The organism is Streptomyces sp. NPDC006365, from assembly GCF_042870755.1.
In the GTDB taxonomy this organism is placed as follows: domain Bacteria; phylum Actinomycetota; class Actinomycetes; order Streptomycetales; family Streptomycetaceae; genus Streptomyces; species Streptomyces xiangluensis.
On sequence record NZ_JBIAHS010000034.1, the window covers coordinates 1 to 24,264 of the forward strand.

The following is a 24,264-nucleotide window of genomic DNA, read 5'->3' on the forward strand; positions in this document are numbered from 1 at the left end:
AGATCTTCGTGAAGGGCGAGGTCATCAAGACGGTGCCCGAGTCGAAGATCGTGGAGACCCTGATCGACGAGGCGATGAAGATCGCCGAACAGATGGAGGCGGACGGAATCGCCTCCGGGGAGCCTTCGGTCTCGGTGGCGGGCTGACGGGAGGCGGAGCCGGCGGAGGGTTTGACCTGCCGCCGCCGCGTCCACCCCAGAAGCCACGGCTGACCCCCGCGTGCCCAGCGCCGCCAGGAGGGCTCCGGTATCGGGCGGCGGCGCCTATTTTCGCCAGGTACAGTGCGGGGAATCAGCAGATCCCAGGGTGAGGCCCCCGTACGTGTTGACGCAGACCACCACCAGGGTCCTCGAACCGAGTGACCTGGACGCCGCGCTCGCCGTCCTCGACCGCGAGCCTGTCGTGAACGCCTTCGTGACCTCCCGGGTGCAGATCGCGGGCCTCGACCCGTGGCGGCTCGGCGGCGAGATGTGGGGCTGGTACGAGGACGGCATGCTGACGTCCCTCTGCTACGCCGGCGCCAACCTGGTCCCGATCGGCGCCACCCCCCGTGCCGTACGCGCCTTCGCGGACCGGGCCCGTCGCGCCGGCCGCCGCTGCTCCTCCATAGTCGGCCCGGCCGAGGCCACCGCCCAGCTGTGGCGGCTGCTCGAGCCGAACTGGGGCCCCGCCCGCGAGGTCCGCCCCCATCAGCCCCTGATGGTCACCAACCGGGTTCCGTCCGACATCGTCCCGGATCCGTACGTCCGCCGGATCCGCAAGGACGAGATGGAGACGATCATGCCCGCCTGCGTGGCGATGTTCACGGAGGAGGTGGGCATCTCGCCGCTGGCCGGTGACGGCGGGCTCCTGTACCAGGCCCGGGTCGCCGAACTCGTCGGCTCCGGGCGCTCGTTCGCCCGCCTCGGCCGGGACGGCCGGGTGATCTTCAAGGCGGAGATCGGAGCCGCGACCCCCCAGGCCTGCCAGATCCAGGGCGTCTGGGTGGCCCCCGAGTACCGCGGCCAGGGCCTGGCGGCCCCCGGCATGGCAGCCGTACTGCGCTACGCCCTCGCAGACGTAGCCCCCGTCGTCAGCCTCTACGTCAACGACTTCAACACGGCGGCTCGACGCACGTACCAGAGGGTGGGCTTCCAGGAGATCGGCGCGTTCATGAGCGTGCTGTTCTGAGCGTGCTGTTCTGAGCGTGCTGTTCTGGCGCGGCTCCTCAGAGCAGCGCGATCAGCCACAACCAACCCGCAGCGAACACGACAACCCCGGTCCCCGGCGCAACCCAGCAATGCGCACAGGTAGTCTCCGGGCATGCTTGGCATCCCCGGTCAGGGCCCCCGTACGCCCGACGACGTCGTCATCGGCCCGATGGATCTGGCCGCGCGGATCGACGAGGCGCTCGCCGTGCAGGCCGTGGCCTTCGGGCTCGGCGCGGACGAGATCGCCGTACGGCGGCAGATCGTGCTGCGGCATCTCACCTACCCCGGCGCCCGCGCATTCGGCGCCACCACTCCCGACGGCCGGCTCGTGGGCTTCGTCTACGGCATGCCCAACGACCGTGCGCACTGGTGGTCCACCGTCGTCGAGCCCTATCTGCGAAGCCAGGGCCACGAGGCCTGGCTCGACGACTCCTTCGTGATCACCGAGCTGCACGTCCACCCGCACTACCAGAACCGCGGCATCGGCCGCGCCCTGATCACCACCATCACGGACGGCGCCACCCAGCCCCGCTCGATCCTCTCGGCCATCGACAAGGACAGCCCGGCCCGTGGCCTCTACCACTCACTCGGCTATGAGGACCTGGCCCGCAACGTCCTGTTCCCCAGCGCCCCGAAGCCGTACGCGGTGATGGGCGCCCACCTTCCCCTCCGCAGGCGGTAGGTGCCGGGGCACCAATCGATTTCCACCGCCCGGTACCGCCCGGCTAACCTCCTAGCCATCACCCTTATCCGGCAGGAGTTAAGAATCATGGCCCAGGTCCAGCGCATGTCCCGGTTGATGATCAAGACACTGCGCGACGACCCGGCGGACGCCGAGACGCTCAGCCACAAGCTGCTCGTCCGTGCCGGTTACGTGCGCCGCACGTCGGCCGGTATCTGGACCTGGCTGCCGCTCGGCAAGAAGGTCCTCGAGAACGTCGCGCGCGTGGTGCGCGAGGAGATGGACGCCATCGGCGGCCAGGAGGTTCTGCTGCCCGCCCTGCTGCCGCGCGAGCCGTACGACGCGTCGGGTCGCTGGGACGAGTACGGCGATCTCCTCTTCCGCGTCAAGGACCGCAAGGGCGCCGACTATCTGCTGGGCCCCACGCACGAGGAGATCTTCACCCAGCTCGTCAAGGACCAGTGCTCGTCCTACAAGGATCTGCCGGTGATCCTCTACCAGATCCAGACCAAGTACCGGGACGAGGCCCGTCCCCGCTCCGGTGTGCTGCGCGGCCGTGAGTTCCAGATGAAGGACTCGTACTCCTTCGACACCACGGACGAGGGCCTGGTGGAGTCGTACGGACTGCACCGCGAGGCGTACCAGAAGATCTTCGCGCGTCTGGGCCTTGACTACCGCATCGTCTCCGCCGTCTCCGGCGCGATGGGCGGCTCGGCGTCGGAGGAGTTCCTCGCGCCCGCCGCGGCCGGTGAGGACACCTTCGTGGACTGTCCGGCCTGCGACTACGCGGCGAACACGGAGGCGGTCACCTTCGCGCTCACCCCGGTCGAGGGCGTCGAGCACGGGCCGGTCGAGGAACTGGACACGCCCGACACCCCGACCATCGAGACCCTCGCCAAGCACCTGGGCGTGCCGGCCTCCGCCACACTCAAGAACCTCCTCGTCAAGGTCGACGGCGAGATCGTCGCCGTCGGTGTCCCCGGTGACCGCGAGGTCGACCTCGGCAAGCTGGGCGAGCATCTGGCTCCGGCGGAGGTGGAGCTGGTGACGGCCGAGGACTTCGTGGGCCGTGAGGATCTCGTACGCGGTTATGTGGGCCCGCAGGGTCTGGACAAGGTCCGCTACATCGCCGATCCGCGCGTGGCGCCCGGTACGGCCTGGATCACGGGTGCCAACAAGCCGGACAAGCATGCGCGCAACGTCGTCTGCGGCCGGGACTTCGAGGTCGACGACTACCTCGACGTGGTCGTCGTCAAGGAGGGCGACCCCTGCCCTGCCTGTGGCACCGGCCTCAAGATGGACCGCGCCATCGAGATCGGTCACATCTTCCAGCTGGGCCGCAAGTACGCCGACACCTTCCAGCTCGATGTCCTCGGCCAGAACGGCAAGCCGGTTCGCGTGACGATGGGCTCGTACGGCATCGGTGTCTCGCGTGCGGTGGCCGCGCTGGCCGAGCAGTCGGCGGACTCGCAGGGCCTGTGCTGGCCTCGCGAGGTCGCCCCCGCGGACGTGCACGTCGTCGCCGCCGGTAAGGCCCTGCAGACCGAGCTCGCCCTCGACGTCTCGGAGAAGCTGGGTGCGGCGGGGGTACGCGTCCTGGTGGACGACCGCGCCGGCGTCTCGCCGGGCGTCAAGTTCACGGACGCCGAACTGATCGGCGTCCCCCAGATCCTGGTGGCCGGCCGCCGCTCGGCCGAGGGCGTCCTCGAGCTCAAGGACCGCCGCACCGGTGAACGCGAGGAGCTGACGGCGGCCGAGGCCATCGCCCGCCTGACGGCGTAACAGGGCCTTCGACGCGACGGGTTGGTTTCGCCCCCGCCGCCCTTACCCGTCCCATTCCGCTGGGGGCTGCGCACCCAGACCCCCAGCGGCCTGGACGGCCCCGTCCTCAATCGCCGGACGGGCTGATGGATGCCGGCCTCGGCTGCAAGGTTCAGCCCAGCAGTGCAACCCAGTCCGGCGCAAAATCAACCCCTCCGGCGATTGAGGCGCGAGGGGTTCGGGGGCTGGCCACCGAAACGGGGTACGGGGCGGAGCCCCGAAGGGGGCCCGGGGGGCGCAGCTCCATCGGGGCCCAGGGGCGGAGCCCCTGGTGGGGTTCGGGGCCGGCCCCGGAATGGGACGGGTAGGGGCGGCGGGGGCGACCCATCCCACGGCCACCCACCACCCCCTACAACCACCCCGCGAACTCCAGCAAAAGCTCCGCATCCTGGCCCCGCCCCACCCGCCGAGCCCGCACCCCCGACTCGACCGCCCGGAACAGCGTCCAACCCCGCAACCGCTCCTGGTCCACGTCCAGCGACTCGGCCAGACGCTTGACCCGGCGACGGGTCGTCGCAGGGCCGGACGGCGAGGCGATCAGGTCCTCGACACGGTCCCGGACCAGGCGCGCCAGATCGAAGGCGCACTCACCGACGACGGGATCGGGCCCCACGGCCAGCCAGGGGCTGCGTTCGCCGGCGAGGACCTTGCTCTGGCGGAACGTGCCGTGCAGCAGCCGCGACTCCGGCGGGGCCGCGAGCAGCTGCTCGCGGACCGCGAGCGCCGCGTCCACCAGCGGCAGCGTCTCCGCGTCGGCGCCCGCCCGCATCACCTCGGCCTGCCGCCCCGTCCGCTCGGCCACGGTTTCGAAGGCGTGCCCGGCAGGCGGCTCGATCCACAGCCGCCGCAACGTCCCGGCCGCCTCCAGCATGGACTTCGCCTCGGGCAACGACCGCACGGACACATCGGGATGCAGCCGCTCCAGGAGCAGCACACCACCGGTTCCGGAGGGACTGGCGGGACCGGAGGACTCGAGGAGCCGCACCGTGCCCCGTCCGTCCCAGTGCGCGAGCGCGGCCCGCTCGGCCTCCGGCCGCGCGCGCGGTGGCGCGAGCTTGAGGACGGCGGGGGTCCCGTCGGGCAGCCGCACCAGCACTACAAGACTGCTGCGCCCGCCGGGCACCTGCACCCGCTCCACGGCCAACTCGCGTACCGAGACGGCCTGTTGAGCCGTCTCGGGCAGCTTCTTCAGCCAGTCGTCACCGGCCGGCGCCGTCTCGCCGAGCGCCCTGACGAGCCGCTGCGGCGGTTCGAAAGCCATACGCGAGTGTTTCCTTCCCACGTGCTGTGAGTGCTCCGAAGTGCGTTACGTGCGGGGTGTCGACGGTGGCCCGGCCGGTGCGGCCCGCTCGGCGAGCCCAGGGAAGGCTACGCTCCCGCCACGCCAGCGCGCCGCCCGGACCGCCGCCTCCCGCAAGGCCTGAGCGGCATCGCGCCGCCGCTCACCCCCGGCGGCCCGTACGACATCCGAGTACACACCGGCCACCCGCTCCTCGAGTTCGACGGCGAGCCGTACGGCCGCGTCCGCGTCGGTCACCGGGAACGGCAGCGCGTAGGCGGCCGCCGCCGGTTCGGGCTTCCCGTTCAGGTCCCGCACGGCCCGCGTGAGCGCGTCGCGCCGGGCCCGATGCGCGTCGTACGCCGCCTGCGCCTCGGCCTGCCGCTCCTCGCCCGCCTTTCCGCCGACGATCCCGTACCCGTACACCGCGGCGTGCTCGGCTCGCAGCGCGGCCTGCACGGCCTTCAGCTCACCCGAAGCCTCCGCCTTCCCGGACACCTCGGAACTCACGGACCCGCTCACTTCCCGCCCTCCGTCAACAGGTACACGTGCACCGCACCGGCCGCCGCCACCGAGGCCAGCAGCCGCGCCAGCTCTCCCGGCAGCTCCTCGAGCGCCTTCGTACGCCGGTCCGCCAGCGCCCGTTCGGCCGAGGCCAGCTCGGCGAGGGCGTCCTCCTCGCGGGCTGGAACGCTTGCGGCCGGAGCACTCGCGGAAGCAGCGGGAGACGAAGAAGCCGAAGATGCCGGGGCGCTGGGAGTGGCAGACGCCCGCTTCCCGCCCCCGAACGCCTCCGCATGCCGTACGACCTCCGCCCGCAGCGGCGTCAAGGCCGACGCCAGCGCCGGATGCGTGGCGAGCACGGCCGCGTACCGCGCCGCGAGCCCCTCGCTGTCGCGTGCCGCACGCGCGCGTGCCCGATCGGTGGCGGAAGCGACCTCCTTGGTGGTCTCGGAGGAGGAGTCGGAGGCGGAGCAGCCCGTGAGCAGCGCGGTGCCCGCACCGGCGGCTGAGGCGAGCAGGCTCCTTCGGCGCGGCCCGGAGGGCGAGCGCGACGGCAGGGTGAACGACAAGGCAGACGTCCTCGGCAGGCTCGTACGAAAGGAATGGGCGGCGACCGGAGCTCCGGGAGGCGCCTGCCCCGATCAAGGTAACCCGCGGTGACGCCGGTGGACGGCAACACCCTCCTGGACCCGATACCCTTTGATCTGACACGCGACCTACCCACAACAGCACACGCGGCCGAGGAGTCACCCGGATGAGCACCACCCAGAGCGAGAGGCTGCGAGGACTGCTGGAACCGCTCGTCAGCTCCCAGGGGCTCGATCTCGAGGAGATCGAAGTGGACTCGGTCGGACGTAAGCGTGTGCTGCGCGTCGTCGTCGATTCCGACGAAGGTGCCGACCTCGACCAGATCGCCGATGTGAGCCGCGCGCTCTCGGCGAAGCTCGACGAGACGGACGCGATGGGCGCGGGTGAGTACACCCTCGAGGTGGGAACACCCGGTGCGGAGCGCGAGCTCAGGGAACACCGTCACTACGTACGTGCCGCCGGCCGGCTGGTGAAGTTCCAGCTGGCCGGGGGTGGCGAGGTGGTCGCTCGGATCCTCGAGGTGGACGACGAGGGTGTGGACCTCGAAGTGCCCGGTGTGAAGGGGCGCAAGGCCACCGCCAGAAGGCTCGCCTTCGAGGAGATCGCCAAGGCGCGCGTCCAGGTCGAGTTCAGCCGCAAGGACAAGAAGGAAGAGGAGGCGTAGCCGTGGACATCGACATGAGTGCCCTGCGGGGCTTGGTACGGGAGAAGGAGATCTCCTTCGACCTGCTGGTCGAAGCGATCGAATCGGCCCTCCTCATCGCCTATCACCGCACCGAGGGAAGCCGTCGCCACGCGCGCGTGGAGCTCAACCGCGAGAGCGGCCATGTGACCGTGTGGGCGAAGGAGGACCCCGAGGACCTCGAAGAGGGCCAGGAGCCCCGCGAGTTCGACGACACCCCGACCGGCTTCGGCCGTATCGCCGCCACCACCGCCAAGCAGGTCATCCTGCAGCGCCTGCGCGACGCCGAGGACGACGCGACGCTCGGCGAGTACGCGGGCCGCGAGGGCGACATCGTCACCGGTGTGGTGCAGCAAGGGCGGGATCCCAAGAACGTACTCGTGGACATCGGCAAGCTGGAGGCCATCCTGCCGGTGCAGGAGCAGGTTCCCGGCGAGACGTACCAGCACGGGATGCGGCTGAGGTCGTACGTGGTCCGGGTGGCGAAGGGTGTTCGTGGCCCGTCCGTGACGCTGTCCCGGACGCATCCCAATCTGGTGAAGAAGCTCTTCGCTCTCGAAGTGCCGGAGATCGCCGACGGATCCGTCGAGATCGCCGCCATCGCCCGGGAGGCGGGGCACCGTACGAAGATCGCCGTCCGGTCCACCCGTTCGGGTCTGAACGCCAAGGGTGCCTGCATCGGGCCCATGGGCGGCCGTGTGCGCAATGTCATGGGCGAGCTCAACGGTGAGAAGATCGACATCGTCGACTGGTCCGACGACCCGGCCGAGATGGTCGCCAACGCGCTCTCCCCGGCCCGGGTCTCCAAGGTCGAGGTCGTGGACCTCGCGGCTCGCTCCGCGCGCGTGACGGTGCCGGACTACCAACTGTCCCTGGCGATCGGCAAAGAAGGGCAGAATGCCCGGCTCGCCGCCCGGCTCACCGGCTGGCGGATCGACATCCGGCCGGACACGGAACAGACCGGTGAGCAGACCGGTCAGCGGGCCGACGACCAGGGCGGGGAATAGATCGCGCCGCCCGGTCGCTGAGATCACGACAGTTTTATACGCGGCAACCGTTCGATTCTTGCCCCAAAGGGGTGAGGTCGGTGCGGGGAGGTAGACTTGATTGTGTCTGGCCGGACGCCAGCCCGAGCATGCCCTGAGCGCACGTGTGTGGGGTGCCGGGAGCGAGCGGCCAAGGACGATCTGCTGCGCATCGTGGCGGTCGGGGACGCATGCGTCCCCGATCATCGCGGTACGCTGCCCGGCCGGGGTGCCTATGTACACCCCGCCCTGGTCTGTCTCGACCTGGCGGTCCGCCGCCGGGCGTTCCCCCGGGCGCTGCGTGCCCAGGGAACGCTCGACACGGAGGCATTGCGCCAAGTTGTCGAGAAGACCGTTGCCGAGAAGGCAACACCGTAAGACGTGTCGCACGGAACCCCGTTGCGGCCCTGGTACCTCGCGAGTCGAAAGCAGGTCGAGATTGCGATGAGCACTCGATGAGTACGCGATGAGTACGCCCATGAAGTAGCGACGGTCCGGACGCAACCCGGACCTAAAAGGAGCGAAGTGGCTAAGGTCCGGGTATACGAACTCGCCAAGGAGTTCGGGGTTGAGAGCAAGGTCGTCATGGCCAAGCTCCAGGAACTCGGTGAATTTGTCCGATCTGCGTCCTCGACCATCGAGGCGCCCGTTGTACGCAAACTGACTGACGCCCTCCAGCAGGGCAACGGCGGCGGCAAGCCTGCCCCGCGCAAGGCCGCGCCTGCCAGGCCGGCCACCCCCTCTCCGGCGCAGGCCGCCCGTCCGGCTGCCCCGCGCCCGCCGGCTCCGAAGCCGGCTGCCGCCGAGAAGCCCGCGGCTCCGGCCGGTGGGCCGGTGACTCCGGGGCCGCGTCCGACTCCGGGGCCCAAGCCGCCCGCGGCGAAGCCCGCTCCGGCATCTCCGGCTCCGGCAGCGCCCGAGTTCACGGCGCCTCCGTCGGCGCCCGCGGCGCCCTCGGGTCCCGCGGCATCGTCGGGTCCCGCGGCTCCCTCCGGTCCGCGTCCGGGTGGTGCCCGTCCCGGCGCCCCGAGGCCGGGTGCCCGTCCGGGTCCCGCTCAGGGCGGCGGCCAGGGGCGTGGCGACCGCGGTGACCGTCAGGGCGCGCCGCGTCCGGGTGGTCAGGGCTCGCGTCCGGGCGGCCGTCCGGCCGGCCCGCGTCCGGGCAACAACCCGTTCACCTCTGGTGGCTCCACCGGTATGGCGCGCCCGCAGGCGCCCCGTCCGGGCGGTGCCCCGCGCCCCGGTGGTGCTGGTGCCCCGGGCGCTCCGCGTCCCCAGGGCGCGGGCCAGGACCGTGGTCCTCGTCCGCAGGGTGGTCCCGGTGGCGCTCCGCGTCCCGGCGGCGGCCCCGGCGGTAACCGTCCGACTCCGGGCGGCATGCCTCGTCCGCAGGGTGGTCCCGGTGGCGCTCCGCGTCCCGGCGGCGGCCCCGGCGGCAACCGTCCCAACCCCGGCATGATGCCGCAGCGTCCGGCTGCCGGTAGCCCGCGTCCCGGCGGCGGTGGCCCCGGTGGCCGCGGTCCTGGTGGCGGCGGTCGTCCCGGTGGCGGTGGCGCCGGTCGTCCCGGTGGCGGCGGCTTCGCCGGTCGTCCCGGTGGTGGCGGCGGTGGCGGTTTCGCCGGTCGTCCGGGTGGTCCCGGTGGCGGTGGCGGCGGTTTCGCCGGTCGTCCCGGTGGTCCCGGTGGCGGCGGTGGCCGTCCCGGCTTCGGTGGTCGTCCGGGTGGTCCCGGTGGCCGTGGTGGCACGCAGGGTGCGTTCGGCCGTCCCGGCGGTCCGGCGCGTCGTGGCCGCAAGTCGAAGCGGCAGAGGCGCCAGGAGTACGAGGCCATGCAGGCCCCGTCGGTCGGCGGTGTGATGCTGCCTCGCGGCAACGGACAGACGGTCCGCCTGTCGCGCGGTGCGTCCCTCACCGACTTCGCGGAGAAGATCAACGCCAATCCGGCGTCGCTCGTCGCCGTGATGATGAACCTCGGCGAGATGGTCACTGCCACGCAGTCCGTCTCCGACGAGACGCTCCAGCTGCTCGCCAGCGAGATGAACTACGTCGTCGAGATCGTCAGCCCGGAGGAGGAGGACCGCGAGCTGCTCGAGTCCTTCGACATCGAGTTCGGCGAGGACGAGGGCGGCGAGGAGTTCCTCGCGCCGCGTCCGCCGGTCGTGACCGTCATGGGTCACGTCGACCACGGTAAGACCCGACTTCTGGACACCATCCGCAAGACGAACGTCGTCGCGGGCGAGGCCGGCGGTATCACGCAGCACATCGGTGCGTACCAGGTCGCCACCAAGGTCAACGAGGAAGAGCGCAGGATCACCTTCATCGACACCCCGGGTCACGAGGCGTTCACCGCCATGCGTGCCCGAGGTGCCAAGTCGACCGACATCGCGATCCTCGTGGTGGCGGCCAACGACGGTGTGATGCCTCAGACGATCGAGGCGTTGAACCACGCCAAGGCGGCCGGTGTGCCGATCGTGGTCGCGGTCAACAAGATCGACGTCGAGGGTGCCGACCCGACCAAGGTGCGCGGTCAGCTCACCGAGTTCGGTCTGGTGGCCGAGGAGTACGGCGGCGACACGATGTTCGTCGACATCTCCGCCAAGCAGGGCCTCAACATCGAGAGCCTGCTGGAGGCCGTGGTCCTCACCGCGGACGCCTCGCTCGACCTGCGGGCCAACCCGGAGCAGGACGCGCAGGGCATCGCGATCGAGTCCCACCTGGACCGTGGCCGCGGCGCCGTCGCGACCGTCCTGGTCCAGCGAGGCACCCTGCGGGTCGGCGACACCATGGTGGTCGGCGACGCGTACGGCCGTGTCCGCGCGATGCTCGACGACAAGGGCGAGAACGTGGAAGAGGCGGGTCCCTCGACCCCGGTCCTCGTCCTCGGTCTCACCAACGTCCCGGGCGCCGGCGACAACTTCCTCGTCGTCGACGAGGACCGTACGGCCCGTCAGATCGCGGAGAAGCGTGCCGCTCGTGAGCGGAACGCCAACTTCGCCCGCAGGGGTGTCCGGTTCTCCCTGGAGAACCTGGACGAGGCCCTCAAGGCCGGCCTGGTGCAGGAACTCAACCTCATCATCAAGGGCGACGCGTCCGGTTCGGTGGAGGCTCTCGAGTCCTCGCTGCTCCAGCTCGACGTCGGCGAAGAGGTCGACATCCGCATCCTGCACCGTGGTGTGGGTGCGGTCACCGAGTCGGACATCGACCTGGCGACCGGCTCCGACGCCATCGTCATCGGCTTCAACGTCCGCGCGGCCGGCCGTGCCTCGCAGATGGCGGAGCGCGAGGGCGTCGACGTCCGCTACTACTCGGTGATCTACCAGGCCATCGAGGAGATCGAGGCGGCCCTCAAGGGCATGCTCAAGCCGGAGTACGAAGAGGTCGAGCTCGGCACGGCGGAGATCCGCGAGGTCTTCCGCTCGTCCAAGCTGGGCAACATCGCCGGTGTGTTGGTCCGCTCCGGCGAGGTCAAGCGCAACACGAAGGCGCGGTTGCTGCGCGATGGCAAGGTCATCGCGGAGAACCTCAACATCTCCGGCCTGCGTCGCTTCAAGGACGACGTCACCGAGATTCGCGAAGGGTTCGAGGGCGGTATCAACCTCGGCAACTTCAACGACATCAAGGTGGACGACGTCATCGCGACGTACGAGATGCGTGAGAAGCCCCGCGGGTAACACGGGTGCATAAGGTTGGCCGGCGGGGTTCCCGTCGGCCAACCTTGCCGTTCCTGGGGAGCGGGTGGGGTTTCGCCCCCGCCGCTCCTACCCGTCCCATACTCGGGGCTCCGCCCCGGACCCCGCTGGGACTGCGCCCCAGACCCTCATCGGCCTGACGGCCTCGTCCTCGAACGCCGGACGGGCTGAAATCAGCCCGTCCGGCGTTCGAGGACCGGAGGTCCGGGGCCTGGCCCCCGAAACGGGTCCGGGGCGGAGCCCCGAGGGGGTCCAGGGGCGCAGCCCATGGTGGGGCGCTGGGGCGCACCCCCAGGGGTGGGACAGGCAGGGGCGGCGGGGGCGAAAACCCCGTCGAGCCGCACCGGCCCCCCGTTGTACCGTTCTTGACGTCCCTGCCAAGAGCTTGGCGGGTCATCTACCCCGTACCGGCGGGACATCCGGACACACATGTACGTGGGGACTCTGTCCTTCGATCTGCTCCTCGGCGACGTACGGTCGCTGAAGGAGAAGCGTTCCGTCGTCCGGCCGATCGTGGCGGACCTCCAGCGCAAGTTCGCGGTGAGCGCGGCGGAAGTGGGCGATCAGGACCTGTACCGGCGGGCCGAGATCGGGCTGGCGGTGGTCTCGGGGGACGCGGGGCATCTGACGGAGGTACTGGACCGGTGCGAGCGCATGGTCGCCGGCCGGCCGGAGGTGGAGCTGCTGTCCGTACGACGGCGGCTGCACGGCGACGACGACTGACCGTGCACGACGATGGACTGTGCACGCGGAACACGCGGACAACGCGGAACAGGCAAGAAAGAGGGAGACGGACCAGTGGCCGACAACGCGCGGGCGAAGAGGCTGGCGGACCTCATCCGAGAGGTGGTGGCCCAGAAGCTGCAGCGCGGGATCAAGGACCCGCGGCTCGGTTCGCAAGTCACCATCACGGACACCCGGGTCACCGGGGATCTGCGGGAGGCGACCGTCTTCTACACGGTGTACGGGGACGACGAGGACCGGGCAGCCGCGGCAGCCGGCCTGGAGAGCGCCAAGGGCGTGCTCCGCTCGGCGGTCGGGGCGGCGGCGGGCGTGAAGTTCACCCCGACCCTCAGCTTTGTGGCAGACGCCCTGCCGGACACCGCCAAGACCATCGAGGACCTGCTCGACAAGGCACGGGCCTCGGACGCGAAGGTGCGCGAGGTCTCGGCCGGCGCCAGCTTCGCGGGTGACGCGGACCCGTACAAGAAGCCGGACTCCGACGACGAGGCGGACGGTGCGGTCGAGCCGGCGGAGACGGACGGCGACTCCCCGGCATGACCCAGAAGAACCGCACGCCCGACGGCCTGGTCATCGTCGACAAGCCGTCGGGCTTCACTTCGCACGACGTGGTCGCCAAGATGCGGGGGATCGCGAAGACCCGCCGCGTCGGACACGCGGGCACCCTCGACCCGATGGCGACGGGCGTGCTCGTCCTCGGTGTCGAGAAGGCGACCAAGCTCCTCGGCCATCTCGCGCTCACCGAGAAGGAGTACCTGGGGACGATCCGGCTCGGGCAGACGTCCGTCACCGATGACGCCGAAGGGGACATCACGGCCTCCGCCGACGCCTCGGGTATCCCCCGGGATGCCGTCGACGCCGGGATCGCCAAGCTCACCGGCGACATCATGCAGGTGCCGTCCAAGGTCAGCGCCATCAAGATCGACGGCGTGCGCTCGTACAAGCGGGCCCGCGAGGGCGAGGACTTCGAGATTCCGGCCCGGCCGGTCACGGTCTCCTCCTTCTCCGTGTACGACGTCCGGGGCGCCGTCGCCGAGGACGGTACGCCCGTACTGGACCTGGTCGTCTCGGTGGTCTGTTCTTCGGGGACGTATATCCGTGCGCTGGCCCGCGACCTCGGCGCCGACCTGGGTGTCGGCGGGCATCTGACGGCGCTGCGCCGCACCCGTGTCGGCCCCTACAAGCTGGACTCCGCGCGCACCCTCGACCAGCTCCAGGAGGAGCTGACGGTGATGCCGCTGGCTGAGGCGGCCGCGGCCGCGTTCCCGCGCTGGGACGTGGACGCGAAGAGGGCGCGACTGCTGACGAACGGGGTCCGGCTCGAGATGCCCGAGGCGTACGCGGGGGCCGGCGCTGTCGGCGTGTTCGATCCCGAGGGGCGATTCCTCGCGCTGGTGGAGGAGCAGAAGGGCAAGGCGAAGAGCCTGGCCGTCTTCGGCTGACCGGCGGGGTGGGGCCCGTCACAGGGCCCATGCCGATGCGGGACGAGGGTGTGCGGCATGGCACCCTGGGACCTGCGTATGAGAGACCTGCGTATGAAGGCGATCGGTACGCAGCCAATACGGACACGGGTTCTACGAGGAGCGGTCACAGTGCAGCGCTGGCGTGGCTTGGAGGACATCCCCCAGGACTGGGGGCGCAGCGTCGTCACCATCGGCTCGTACGACGGCGTCCACCGCGGGCACCAGCTGATCATCCGGCACGCCGTGGAGCGGGCACGTGAGCTGGGCGTTCCGTCCGTCGTCGTCACGTTCGACCCGCACCCGAGCGAGGTCGTGCGCCCCGGCAGCCATCCGCCCCTGCTCGCCCCGCACCACCGCCGCGCCGAGCTGATGGCGGAACTCGGTGTCGACGCCGTGCTCATCCTGCCGTTCACCACCGAGTTCTCGAAGCTCTCGCCCGCCGACTTCGTCGTCAAGGTCCTCGTCGACAAGCTGCACGCCAAGGCGGCCGTCGAGGGCCCGAACTTCCGCTTCGGCCACAAGGCCGCCGGGAACGTGGCGTTCCTGGCCGAGCAGGGCAAGACGTACGACTTTGAGGTCGAGGTCGTCGACCTGCACGTGACCGGCGCGGCCGGCGGCGGCGAACCCTTCTCCTCCACGCTCACCCGGAGGCTCGTCGCCGAGGGCGACGTCGAGGGCGCGCGCGAGATCCTCGGCCGCCCGCACCGTGTCGAGGGCGTCGTCGTACGCGGCGCCCAGCGCGGCCGTGAACTGGGCTTCCCGACCGCCAACGTCGAGACGCTGCCGCACACCGCGATCCCCGCCGACGGTGTCTACGCCGGCTGGCTGCACGCGCAGGGCGAGGCCATGCCCGCCGCGATCTCCGTTGGCACGAACCCGCAGTTCGAGGGCACGGAGCGGACCGTCGAGGCGTACGCCATCGATCGCGTCGGCCTCGATCTGTACGGCCTGCATGTCGCGGTCGACTTCCTGGCCTTCGTCCGCGGACAGGCCAAGTTCGACTCCATCGAGGGCCTGATGGAGACGATGGCGCAGGACGTGAAGCGCTGCCGGGAGCTGGTGGAGGCGTACGAGGGGGAGTAAGCGGCGGTTGTACGCGGCTGGAGGAGCCCGGTGCCGTCACAGCGCCGGGCGCCCCCATTTGCGTATCGGCAAAGCCGACTGCTACTGCCGCACCTGCTCCACGGCCGCCGCCCCGACGGCATCTGCCCAGTGGCAAGCCACTTGGGTCCGGCCGTCCCCGGCCAGTACCGGCAACTCCTGTCCGCGGCAGGCGTCCGCGACCGAAGCACGTTCGGCCTCGCCGCTCGCGAGGACCTGGCAGCGGGCGTGGAAACGGCAGCCGGAGGGGATGCGGGAGGGGTCCGGGGGTTCGCCGGTGAGGACCACCGGATCGCCGGGTGCCTCCGGCAGGACTGACAACAGGGCTCGGGTGTACGGATGTTGGGGTGCCGTCAGGACCTGCTCCACCGCTCCTGTCTCCACGATCCGGCCCAGGTACATCACCGCGACCCGGTCCGCGATGTTCCAAGCGAGGCCAAGGTCGTGCGTCACCACGAGGGCGGACAGGCCGAGTTCGGTGCGCAGGCGCAGCAGGAGGGCCAGGATCTCGCCGCGTACGGAGGCGTCGAGGGAGGCCACCGGCTCATCGGCGACGATGAGTTCGGGCTCCAGGACGAGTGCGCCCGCGATGACGACCCGCTGCCGTTGGCCGCCGGACAGTTCATGCGGGTAGCGGAGGAAGAAGCGCTCCGGGGGACGCAGCCCGGCCCGGGAGAGGGCCTCGGCGACCGCCGCCCGCTCGTCATCCGCGTATCTGTGGACACGCAGCCCTTCCGCCACCGCGTCGTACACCGTGTGCCGCGGATTGAGCGAGCCGCTCGGATCCTGAAGCACCAGCTGAACGCGCCTGCGGTATGCCTTGAGGGCCCGCGAGGAGTAGCCAAGGGGCTCTCCGTCGAAGGTCACGCGACCCGCGGTCGGCTGGACGAGCCCGAGCAAGGAGCGCGCCAGCGTCGTCTTGCCGCACCCCGACTCCCCGACCAACGCGACGATCTCCCCGGGCAGGATGTCGAGGTCGACTCCGTCGACAGCACGGGCCTGGGCTGCGCCGTGGCGACCTGGGAAGGCGACGTGCAGGCCTTCGGCGCTGAGGAGGGGCGCCGCCCCGGAGGGCTGAGGAGGAGTGGTGCTCGTCATGGCGTACTACTCCTCGCTTCTCCGACGGCATCCCCGACGGCATCCCCGACGGCATCGCCTGCGGCGGATGCGCTGTCGGCCTCGGCCGCGGTCGTGGCCAACGCCGCGTCGGAATCCGCGGCGGTCCCAGCCGGTCCCGGCAACCCCACGTGAACGCAAGCCGCCCTGCGTGCCGGGCCCGCGTCGCGCAGCTGCTGGTCCTCCGTCGCGCACGCGTCCAAGGCCTCCGAGCAGCGCGGATGGAATGTGCAGCCGTAGGGCAGGGCGGCCGGATCCGGGGGGTCGCCCGGCAACCCGCGTGGCGCGAAGCGCGATGCGGGGTCGCCGATGCGTGGGAAGGCCGCTGACAGAGCCCGGGCGTACGGATGATGGGCGTTCTCGTGGACCGACCGCGCCGGGCCCTCCTCGACCACCCGGCCCGCGTACATCACCGCGAGCCGGTCGCAGGTGTCGGCCAGGACCGCGAGGTCGTGGCTGATCATGATGAGGCCCAGGTCCTGTTCGGCGACGAGCTGCTCGATCAGGCGGAGGATCTGCGCCTGGATCATCACGTCGAGGGCCGTGGTCGGCTCGTCGGCAATGATCAGGCGGGGATCGCAGGCCAGAGCCATGGCGATCATGACGCGCTGCCGTTGGCCGCCCGACAACTCGTGCGGGTACGCGGACGCGCGCGCCGCCGGAAGGCCCACGTGCTCCAGGAGTTCGCCGGTCTTCTTGCGGGCGCCCGCGGGCGTCGCCTTCCTGTGCAGCAGGATGGGTTCGGCGATCTGGTCGCCGACGCGGTGCACGGCGTTGAGCGAGTGCATCGCGCCCTGGAACACGATCGAGGCACCTGCCCACCGAACCGCCCGTACCCGCCCCCACCTCATGCCCAGCACATCCTCGCCGTCCAGGAGAACCTCCCCGGACACCCGGGTCCCGGACGGCAGCAGTCTGAGCAGCGCGAGCGCCAGCGTCGACTTGCCGCAGCCCGACTCACCCGCCAGGCCCAGCTTCTGGCCCGCGTCCACGGTGAGGTTCACCCCGCGTACGGCGGCGGCCCCACCCGCGTACGTCACTTCGAGGTCGCGTACCTCCAGGAGCCTCAACGGGCCACCCCCAGTCTGGGGTTGAGAACGGACTCGACCGCGCGCCCGCACAGCGTGAACGCGAGGGCGACCACGGCGATCGCGATACCCGGCGGCACCAGATACCACCATTTCCCCGAACTGACCGCGCCCGCCTCCCGCGCGTCCTGCAGCAGCCCGCCCCAGGAGACCACCGTCGGATCACCGAGCCCGAGGAACGCCAGCGTCGCCTCGGCGAGGATCGCGGAGGAGATGATCAATGTCGTCTGGGCCAGCACCAGCGGCATGACGTTCGGCAGGACATGGCGGGACATGATGTGCCCGTGGCCGCCGCCGAGCGCCTCGGCACGTTCGATGTACGGCCGCGACTCCACGGCGAGGGTCTGGGCGCGCACCAGCCGGGCCGTGGTCGGCCAGGTCGTGACGCCGATCGCCAGGATGATCGTGCTGAGCGAGCGGGACATCACGGTGGCGAGTGCGATCGCGAGCACCAGTGTCGGCATGACCAGGAACCAGTCCGTGATCCGCATCATCACGGTCGCGTACCAGCCCCGGAAGTGCCCGGCGGTGATCCCGATCAGCGCCCCGATCGCCACCGACAACACCGCCGCGAGCAGCCCCACGAGCAGCGAGACCCGCGAGCCCCAGATCACCAGACCGAGCAGACTGCGCCCGAACTGGTCCGTCCCCAGCGGGAATTCGGCACTCGGACTCTCCAGCGGCCCGCCCGGCGCATCCGTCACGCTCTGCACATCGGAGCCGATGGTCAGCGGCGCTGTCAGCGCGACCAGCGCGAAGAGCACCAGGGCGGCGAGGCCGAAGAGACCGGCGCGGTGCGAGCGGTACTGCTTCCAGAAGCGGGCCGCCGAGTGACGGCGCCGCTGCCGGGCGAGTGCGCGCGGACTCGCTTGGGTGACATGGGTAGTTGTTTCGGTCTTCATCGGCCCACCCGGGGGTCGAGCAGCGGATAGATCAGATCGGCCAGCGTGTTCATCACGATCACCGCCGCCGCGAAGATGAAGAACAGCCCCTGGACCAGCGGAAGATCGGGCACGCTCAGTGCCTGGTAGAAGAGCCCGCCGAGGCCCGGCCAGGAGAAGACGGTCTCCACGAGGATCACACCCGCGACGGTCCGCCCGAGATTGACGAAGATCAGCGTCACGGTCGGCAGCATCGCGTTCGGCACGGCATGGCGACGGCGTACGAGATCGTCCCGGAGTCCCTTGGCCCGCGCGGTGGTCAGATAGTCGCTGCCCATCTCGTCCAGCAGCGCGGACCGCGTGACGAGCAGGGTCTGCCCGTACTCCACCGCGACCAGCGTGATCACGGGCAGGATCAGGTGATGGGCGACATCGAGGACGTACGCGAATCCCTCCTCGCCGCCCGACTCCATGCCGCCGGTCGGGAAGAGACCGGGAATCGGGCCGATGCCCACCGCGAAGACGATGATGAGCAGTAGCCCCAACCAGAACGACGGAATCGAGTAAAGGGTCAGCGCCAGACCGGTGTTGAGCCGGTCGCCGACGCCGCCGTGGCGCCAGGCGGCACGCGTACCGAGGAAGACGCCGAGCGCCGTGTAGAGGACGAACGCCGTGCCGGTGAGCAGCAGTGTGTTCGGCAGCGCCTCGGTGATCTTGTCGATGACGGGCGCGTTGAACTGGTACGACGTTCCGAGATCGCCGGTGAGCGCCTTGCCGCAGTACTCCGTGAACTGCTGCCAGAGCGGCAGATCCAGCCCGAACTCCCGCCGGTAGGTGGCGAGTTGCTCGGCCGACACCTGGCGCCCGCCCGTCATGTGCTTCACCGGGTCGCCGGGGATCAGCCGGAAGAGGAAGAAACTGGTGACGAGGACGGCGAACAGCGAGACGGCCGCGCCGCCCACCTTGCCCGCCACATACCGCAGATACGCGGTTCTCGTGCGCGCCCGCGGCCCGCGGACCGACGGCCCGGTCTCGAGGGGGCCGTCGGTCTTCTCGGCCTTCTCGACCAGCGAGGGTGTCGCTTCAGCGGTCATACGGTCATGAACTCTCACTCGGCTCATCGGTGGGGGCACTCGGCGGAGCTTTGGGTGGGGGGTGGGGGCTGCTCAGGGTTCTCGGCGGTGGCTATTCGCGGTCTTCGGCACTCGCGCGGCGACGCATCCCGAAGAACGAACCGACGCCCGCCAGGACCACGACACCCGCGACGATGCCGATGATGACGCCCGCGGAGCTCGACTCCTCGGAGGCCTCGCCGACGGCGGCCGGAGTCGCCGACCACCAGCCCCAGTAGCCGTCCTGGCCGTAGATGTTCCCCGCGTCCTGCGGCATCGTCATGATCGACTCGATCTGGTCGGTGCGGTAGGCCTCGACCGCGTTCGGGTACGCCATGACGTTCATGTACCCGGTCTCGTACAGCCGCGACTGCAACTGCTTGACGAGGTCCGCCCGCTTGGCGGCGTCGTACTCGGCGAGCTGCTTCCCGTACAGCTCGTCGTACTGCTTGTCGCAGATGAAGTTGTCCGTCGCGCCGGTGTCCTTGGGGGTCGCCGGGAGCGCGGCGCAGGTGTGGATGGACAGGACGAAGTCGGGGTCGGGGTTGACCGACCAGCCGTCGAAGGCGAGGTCGTACTCGCCGGCGAGCCATGGATCGGTCACGTTGTCCAGGCAGTTGAGGGTGACGCCGATGCCGAGCTCGCCCCACCACTCCTGGAGATACTTGCCAACCGCCTTGTCCTGAGGGTCCGTCGCATGACACAGAACGCGGTAGTTGATCGGCTTGCCGTCCTTGCCTACGCGCTTGCCGTCGCCGCTCTTCTTGTAGCCCGCCTCGTCGAGGAGCTGATTCGCCTTGTCCGGGGCGTACGACAGTTTCTGGCCATCCGCCGGCTTCCAGTGGTACGTCGAGAAGCGCGGCGGGATATAGCCCTCGCCCTCGACCGCGTGGCCCTGGAAGACCTTGTCGATGATGCTCTTGCGGTCGACGGCCATGAACAGGGCCTGACGGACCTTCTGGTCGAGCAGCGACGCATGGCCGTCGCCGAACTTCTCACCGTTCTTGGCCCGCGCGCCCGGGTTGGTCGCGAGCGCGTAGAAACGGCGGCCGGGCGCGTCGTTGACCTTGATGTTCTCCTCGCCCTCGAGGGACGAGGCCTGGGCCGGTGTCAGGGCGGGGGCGCCCGCGACGAAGGAGACCTCGCCCTTGCGCAGGGCGGCGACGGCGGCGTCCTGGTCCTTGTAGTAACGGAAGACCAGCTCGTCGAACTTCGGAGCCCCACGCCAGAAGGACGTATTGGCCTTCAGCCGTACGAAGCTGTCGGCGGCGTAGTCGGTGACGACGAACGGCCCGTTGCCGACGATGGGGTATGTCTTGTCGTTGTTGAACTTCGAGAAGTCGCCGACGTTCTCCCACACATGCTTCGGCACGATCGGCACGTCCAGCGCGGCCATCGTGGCCTGCGGCTTCTTCAGTTCGATGACGAGCTTGGTGGGGCTCGGGGCGGTGACCTTGCGGAAGTTCGCGACGAAGCTGCCGTTCGCGGTGGCCGCGCCGTCGTCGGTCATCATCTTGTTGAACGTCCACGCCGCGTCCTCGGCGGTGGCCTGCTTGCCGTCCGACCACTTGGAGTTGTCCCGGATCGTGTACGTCCAGGTGAGCTTGTCGGCGGAGGGCTCCCACTTGGTGGCCAGGCCCGGGATCGCGTGGTTGTCCTTCGGGTCGTAGTTGGTCAGGTACTCGTACATGAGCCGGTGAATGCTCGTACTGACCAGCCGCGTCGCCAGGAACGGGCTCAGCGAGTCGACGCTCTGCGCCACGGCGACGGTGAGTACGTCCTTGCCGTCGTCGGCCGCCGCCTGGGCGCGCTGGGGTGCCGGGTTCAGGGGGGTGGTGAGGCCGGCTGTGAGGGTGAGGGCGGCGGTGGCTGCGGCCGCGAGGAGGCGGTGGGAGCGAAGGAAGCGGCGGGTGTGGTGGGGGGTGCGCTTGGTTCTGTCGTACTGGTCGTATGTGTCCATGGCTCGCAGACCTCGCTGACCTCGCGTCATCACCGGGAGTTGGTGTGCGTGTTTATCAGCGACGCCAGGCGTGCGTCAACGGCGGATACACCCCATGTGGCCTGCGGAAATAACGAGTTGGAGTGTATTTGGCGACCATTGGTCCAGACCGGTGAAGGGGGCCTGGTAGAGGTCTGACGGTGGGTCTGGGGGAGGCCCGGGCGTGGGGATCGGGGCTGGTGTGAGGGTGTTTCTGGGGTGGTGGGTGGGGTGCGTGTCCGGTCTCGTACGCGGGTGTGTGCGGGCGTACGCGAAGGGCCCGCCGCCGTTGGGGAACGGGGCGGGCCCTTCGCCTGGAACCGGTGGGTGGGATTCGGCCGGTTGGGTTACCGCGGGGGTTGTTGCGGTGGCGAGGTTTGGCTCTGGTTCTGACCCTGACTCTGGCCCTGGCCCTGGCCCTGGCCCTGGTTCTGCCCTTGGTCTGCCTGCGGTGGCTGGTTCGGCTGGAAGGGCTGACCCGGCTGGAACTGCTGAGCCGGGGCGGGCGGTTGGAACGGGGCGCCCGGTTGGGGGTGACCGGGGTGACCGGGCTGAGGTTGTGCGGGTGCCGGGCCGCCGGGCTGTGGCTGCTGAGGCGGCTGCGGTTGTCCTGGCTGGGGTTGGGCGGCAGCCTGGCCGGGCTGCGGGAATCCGTAACCGCCGGGCTGGGGCGGTGTGGGTCCGCCCGGGTGGTGCTGCCAACCCTGGGGTGCGGGTGCGCCGGGGTGGCCTGGCTGCGCGGGCGGCTGGGGGTAACCGCCGGGCTGGGCTCCAGGCTGGTGCTGGGCACCGGGGTGAGGGCCGGGCTGGTGGCCGGGCGGGGGTTGGGCACCCGGTTGGTGGCCGGGCTGGGGCTGCGCGCCCGGCTGTTGCGGGTACGGCTGGCCGCCTGGCTGACCCGGGTGCTGGGGGTACGCCTGGCCCGGCTGGCCCTGCGCCGGGACCTGGCCAGGGACGGGCTGCCCCGGCAGTGGCGGCGCGGCGACCGGCGGTGGGTTGCCGTCCGACGTCCACAGGCCCTGCGACTGCTGGTGCCGCGCGATGTCCTCGGCGACCAGCGCCGAGAGGTTGAAGTACGCCTCGCGCACCTTCGGCCGCATCATGTCGAGGTCGACCTCGGCACCCGCCGCCAGATGCTCGTCGAACGGCACCACGATCACGCCGCGGCACCGCGTCTCGAAGTGGCTGACGATGTCGTCCACCTTGATCATCTTGCCGGTCTCACGCACTCCGGAGATGACGGTGATGGACCGCGACACCAGGTCGGCGTACCCGTGCGCGGACAGCCAGTCCAGCGTCGTACTGGCGCTGCTCGCACCGTCCACGGAGGGCGTCGAGATGATGATGAGCTGGTCGGCGAGGTCGAGTACGCCGCGCATGGCGCTGTAGAGAAGGCCCGTACCGGAGTCGGTCAGGATGATCGGGTACTGCTTGCCGAGCACGTCGATCGCGCGCCGGTAGTCCTCGTCGTTGAACGTCGTCGAGACCGCCGGGTCGACGTCGTTGGCGATGATCTCGAGTCCCGAGGACGCCTGCGAAGTGAACCGCCGGATGTCCATGTAGGAGTTGAGGTACGGGATCGCCTGGACGAGGTCACGGATGGTGGCCCCGGTCTCGCGGCGCACGCGACGGCCGAGCGTACCGGCGTCCGGGTTGGCGTCGATCGCGAGGATCTTGTCCTGCCGTTCGCTGGCGAGCGTGGAGCCCAGCGCGGTGGTCGTGGTCGTCTTGCCGACGCCGCCCTTGAGGCTGATGACGGCGATGCGGTAGCAGGACAGCACCGGAGTCCGGATGAGCTCGAGCTTCCGCTGCCGCTCGGCCTCCTCCTTCTTGCCCCCGATCTTGAAGCGGGAGGATGCGGCCGCCGTACGCCCGCTCTTCGCCTTCTGCTTCTTGTTGTTGAGCAGCCGGTCCGACGACAGCTCAACGGCCGCCGTGTACCCGAGCGGCGCCCCCGGGTTGGTGGGCTGCCGCTGATCATGCCGAATGGCCTGCGGCCAGGCGGCACCGGCACGGGGGTCGACGGGCGGCTGCCCGTCCGGCTGACCCTGCTGCCCCGGCTGGGGCATGGGCGGCTGCTGACCCTGGGGGTGCGGGTGCGGTACGCCGGGCTGGGGCTGGGGCTGGGGCTGGGGCTGGGGCTGGGGCTGGTCGGCACCGGCCTGGGGGTTCGGCTGGTGCGGGAAAGGTTGGCCGCCCTGCGGTGTGTACGGCTGGCCGGGGTGGGGCTGGGGCTGAGCGTGGGGCGGCTGGGGCGCGCCCTGCTGCGTCGGCGCCGAAGCTCCGGGCCCGGGCTGACCGGGCCCCTGCACCTGCTGCCCTGGGGCGGGTGCCTGGGGGAACCCGTAACCGCCTTGCTGGGCTGGCGAGTTGGGTGCAGCGGCGTTGGTGGCTGCGGGCGTGCCGGGCTGCGGGAATCCGTAACCGGCCTGAGGGCTGGGCGCCTGTGGCGGCTGCGGCTGCGGCTGCGGCTGCGGTTGCGCGGCGGCGGGCGGCTGAGCAGCGGGTTGCCCCGGTGCCGAAGCCGGGGGCTGACCGGCACCCTGTGCCTGCTGTCCAGGCGCGGGCGGCAGCGGGAATCCGTAACCCCCTTGCTGGACAGGTGAGTTGGGGGCAGCGGGGTTGGCGGCAGCACCTGCCGGCGTACCGGGCTGCGGGAACCCGCCGACGGGCTGGCCGGTGTTGGGCGTCTCCGGCGCAGGGCTCCCGGGCTGGGGGAATCCGTAGCCGGCGTGTTGACCGGGTGCCTGGGGCGCGTCGGAGTTGGCGGCGGCGCCCGTGGGCGCGCCAGGCTGCGGGAACCCATAACCCGCGCCCTGCCCGGGCGTGTTGGGCGCACCCTGCGCTGGAACGTTCGGCGTCTGGGGAGCGGGGCCGTTACCCGGCCGTGGGAATCCGTAGCCGCCCTGAGCCTGCGGCTGGGCGGGGCTGTCCTGCGGAGCCGTCGTCGCGGCACCCGGCAGCGGGAATCCGTAACCACCTTGGGCGGCCGGAGGCGCGGCCGGGCTCCCGGCCTGCTGGAAGTCGGGGCTGCCCTGCGGCGCCGGTGTCGTACCCGGGTTGCCGCCCTGTGGACCCGGTGCGGTACCAGGCGGCGTACCGAACTGCGGGAAGCCCGGGCCCCCCGGATTCCCAGGAGGTGAACCAGCCCCGGAACCGCCTGCCGCAGGCGCCGAAGGCGTGGCGTCGGCGGCCGGAGCGGGCCCCGGCTCCCCATCCGCGCGCTGGCCCGGCACGGCAGGAGTCCCCGGAGTAGCAGGCCAAGCCTGAGGCGCAGGCTGCGGTGCCTGCGGCTGGAACGGCTGCTGCCCCTGCGGCGGCACCGA

At 70.7% G+C, this 24,264-nt stretch carries 20 protein-coding genes and 1 pseudogene; 12 read left to right on the plus strand and 9 right to left on the minus strand.

From position 1 onward, the window contains the following. From ACFYO0_RS45290 to ACFYO0_RS45305, 4 genes and pseudogenes are all read left to right on the plus strand, one after another. A pseudogene (locus ACFYO0_RS45290) lies at positions 1–146 on the plus strand (4-hydroxy-3-methylbut-2-en-1-yl diphosphate synthase); the annotation flags it as partial. 175 nt (positions 147–321) lie between these two features. Then, a complete protein-coding gene (locus tag ACFYO0_RS45295) occupies positions 322–1,170 on the plus strand; it encodes a GNAT family N-acetyltransferase (protein ID WP_388687981.1) in 849 nt (282 codons plus the stop codon). A gap of 132 nt (positions 1,171–1,302) precedes the next feature. Further along, complete coding sequence (locus tag ACFYO0_RS45300) at positions 1,303–1,872, plus strand: GNAT family N-acetyltransferase (protein WP_388687983.1); 570 nt, start codon at positions 1,303–1,305, stop codon at positions 1,870–1,872. A gap of 87 nt (positions 1,873–1,959) precedes the next feature. Next, complete coding sequence (locus ACFYO0_RS45305; protein ID WP_388687986.1) at positions 1,960–3,654, plus strand: proline--tRNA ligase; 1,695 nt, start codon at positions 1,960–1,962, stop codon at positions 3,652–3,654. A gap of 388 nt (positions 3,655–4,042) precedes the next feature. Here ACFYO0_RS45305 and ACFYO0_RS45310 read toward each other — a convergent pair whose 3' ends face one another. From ACFYO0_RS45310 to ACFYO0_RS45320, 3 genes are read right to left on the minus strand one after another with little or no spacing between them, the layout of a single operon-like run. After that, positions 4,043–4,954: an aminoglycoside phosphotransferase family protein gene (locus ACFYO0_RS45310; RefSeq protein ID WP_388687988.1), complete on the minus strand. Its 912-nt coding sequence runs from the start codon at positions 4,952–4,954 to the stop codon at positions 4,043–4,045. 45 nt (positions 4,955–4,999) lie between these two features. Continuing rightward, positions 5,000–5,482, minus strand: coding sequence for a ferritin-like domain-containing protein (locus ACFYO0_RS45315; RefSeq protein ID WP_388687991.1), 483 nt, complete (start codon positions 5,480–5,482; stop codon positions 5,000–5,002). 8 nt (positions 5,483–5,490) lie between these two features. Continuing rightward, positions 5,491–6,045, minus strand: coding sequence for a hypothetical protein (locus ACFYO0_RS45320; RefSeq protein ID WP_388687993.1), 555 nt, complete (start codon positions 6,043–6,045; stop codon positions 5,491–5,493). Positions 6,046–6,230: 185 nt separating this feature from the next. Here ACFYO0_RS45320 and rimP point away from each other — a divergent pair, with 185 nt between their 5' ends. The 8 genes from rimP (at position 6,231) to ACFYO0_RS45360 (ending at position 14,745) form a co-directional block, all read left to right on the plus strand. Further along, complete coding sequence (gene rimP, locus ACFYO0_RS45325) at positions 6,231–6,728, plus strand: ribosome maturation factor RimP (protein ID WP_388687996.1); 498 nt, start codon at positions 6,231–6,233, stop codon at positions 6,726–6,728. Between the two features lie 2 nt (positions 6,729–6,730). Beyond that, complete coding sequence (nusA, locus tag ACFYO0_RS45330) at positions 6,731–7,753, plus strand: transcription termination factor NusA (RefSeq protein WP_388687999.1); 1,023 nt, start codon at positions 6,731–6,733, stop codon at positions 7,751–7,753. Between the two features lie 102 nt (positions 7,754–7,855). Continuing rightward, positions 7,856–8,149 carry a YlxR family protein gene (locus tag ACFYO0_RS45335; RefSeq protein WP_388688098.1) on the plus strand — a complete coding sequence of 98 codons (294 nt, stop codon included), beginning with the start codon at positions 7,856–7,858 and terminating at the stop codon, positions 8,147–8,149. Positions 8,150–8,296: 147 nt separating this feature from the next. Continuing rightward, complete coding sequence (infB, locus tag ACFYO0_RS45340; RefSeq protein ID WP_388688001.1) at positions 8,297–11,440, plus strand: translation initiation factor IF-2; 3,144 nt, start codon at positions 8,297–8,299, stop codon at positions 11,438–11,440. Positions 11,441–11,887: 447 nt separating this feature from the next. Then, positions 11,888–12,181 (plus strand): DUF503 domain-containing protein, encoded by a 294-nt coding sequence (locus tag ACFYO0_RS45345; RefSeq protein WP_388688003.1) that lies wholly within the window; start codon positions 11,888–11,890, stop codon positions 12,179–12,181. Between the two features lie 75 nt (positions 12,182–12,256). Further along, positions 12,257–12,739 carry a 30S ribosome-binding factor RbfA gene (gene rbfA, locus ACFYO0_RS45350; protein WP_388688006.1) on the plus strand — a complete coding sequence of 161 codons (483 nt, stop codon included), beginning with the start codon at positions 12,257–12,259 and terminating at the stop codon, positions 12,737–12,739. Next, positions 12,736–13,641 carry a tRNA pseudouridine(55) synthase TruB gene (gene truB / locus ACFYO0_RS45355; protein ID WP_386349985.1) on the plus strand — a complete coding sequence of 302 codons (906 nt, stop codon included), beginning with the start codon at positions 12,736–12,738 and terminating at the stop codon, positions 13,639–13,641. The genes rbfA and truB overlap by 4 nt, the downstream gene beginning before the upstream one ends. Positions 13,642–13,791: 150 nt before the next feature. Continuing rightward, a complete protein-coding gene (locus ACFYO0_RS45360) occupies positions 13,792–14,745 on the plus strand; it encodes a bifunctional riboflavin kinase/FAD synthetase (RefSeq protein WP_388688010.1) in 954 nt (317 codons plus the stop codon). 81 nt (positions 14,746–14,826) lie between these two features. Here the strand turns inward: ACFYO0_RS45360 and ACFYO0_RS45365 are convergent, their stop codons facing one another. The 6 genes from ACFYO0_RS45365 to ACFYO0_RS45390 all read right to left on the minus strand — a co-directional run bounded on the left by ACFYO0_RS45365 (position 14,827) and on the right by ACFYO0_RS45390 (position 24,261). Then, positions 14,827–15,861 carry an oligopeptide/dipeptide ABC transporter ATP-binding protein gene (locus ACFYO0_RS45365; RefSeq protein WP_388688013.1) on the minus strand — a complete coding sequence of 345 codons (1,035 nt, stop codon included), beginning with the start codon at positions 15,859–15,861 and terminating at the stop codon, positions 14,827–14,829. Next, positions 15,858–16,949, minus strand: coding sequence for an ABC transporter ATP-binding protein (locus tag ACFYO0_RS45370; RefSeq protein WP_388688015.1), 1,092 nt, complete (start codon positions 16,947–16,949; stop codon positions 15,858–15,860). The genes ACFYO0_RS45365 and ACFYO0_RS45370 overlap by 4 nt, the downstream gene beginning before the upstream one ends. Then, the gene (locus ACFYO0_RS45375) at positions 16,946–17,869 is read right to left on the minus strand and encodes an ABC transporter permease (RefSeq protein ID WP_388688018.1); all 924 of its coding nucleotides are present in this window, start codon (positions 17,867–17,869) and stop codon (positions 16,946–16,948) included. Before ACFYO0_RS45375 ends, ACFYO0_RS45370 begins: the two co-directional genes overlap by 4 nt. Further along, positions 17,866–18,942 carry an ABC transporter permease gene (locus tag ACFYO0_RS45380; RefSeq protein ID WP_388688020.1) on the minus strand — a complete coding sequence of 359 codons (1,077 nt, stop codon included), beginning with the start codon at positions 18,940–18,942 and terminating at the stop codon, positions 17,866–17,868. The genes ACFYO0_RS45375 and ACFYO0_RS45380 overlap by 4 nt, the downstream gene beginning before the upstream one ends. Before the next feature lie 91 nt (positions 18,943–19,033). Then, positions 19,034–20,920 carry an ABC transporter substrate-binding protein gene (locus ACFYO0_RS45385; RefSeq protein ID WP_388688023.1) on the minus strand — a complete coding sequence of 629 codons (1,887 nt, stop codon included), beginning with the start codon at positions 20,918–20,920 and terminating at the stop codon, positions 19,034–19,036. Between the two features lie 365 nt (positions 20,921–21,285). Beyond that, complete coding sequence (locus ACFYO0_RS45390) at positions 21,286–24,261, minus strand: AAA family ATPase (protein ID WP_388688101.1); 2,976 nt, start codon at positions 24,259–24,261, stop codon at positions 21,286–21,288. Between the last annotated feature and the right edge of the window lie 3 nt (positions 24,262–24,264).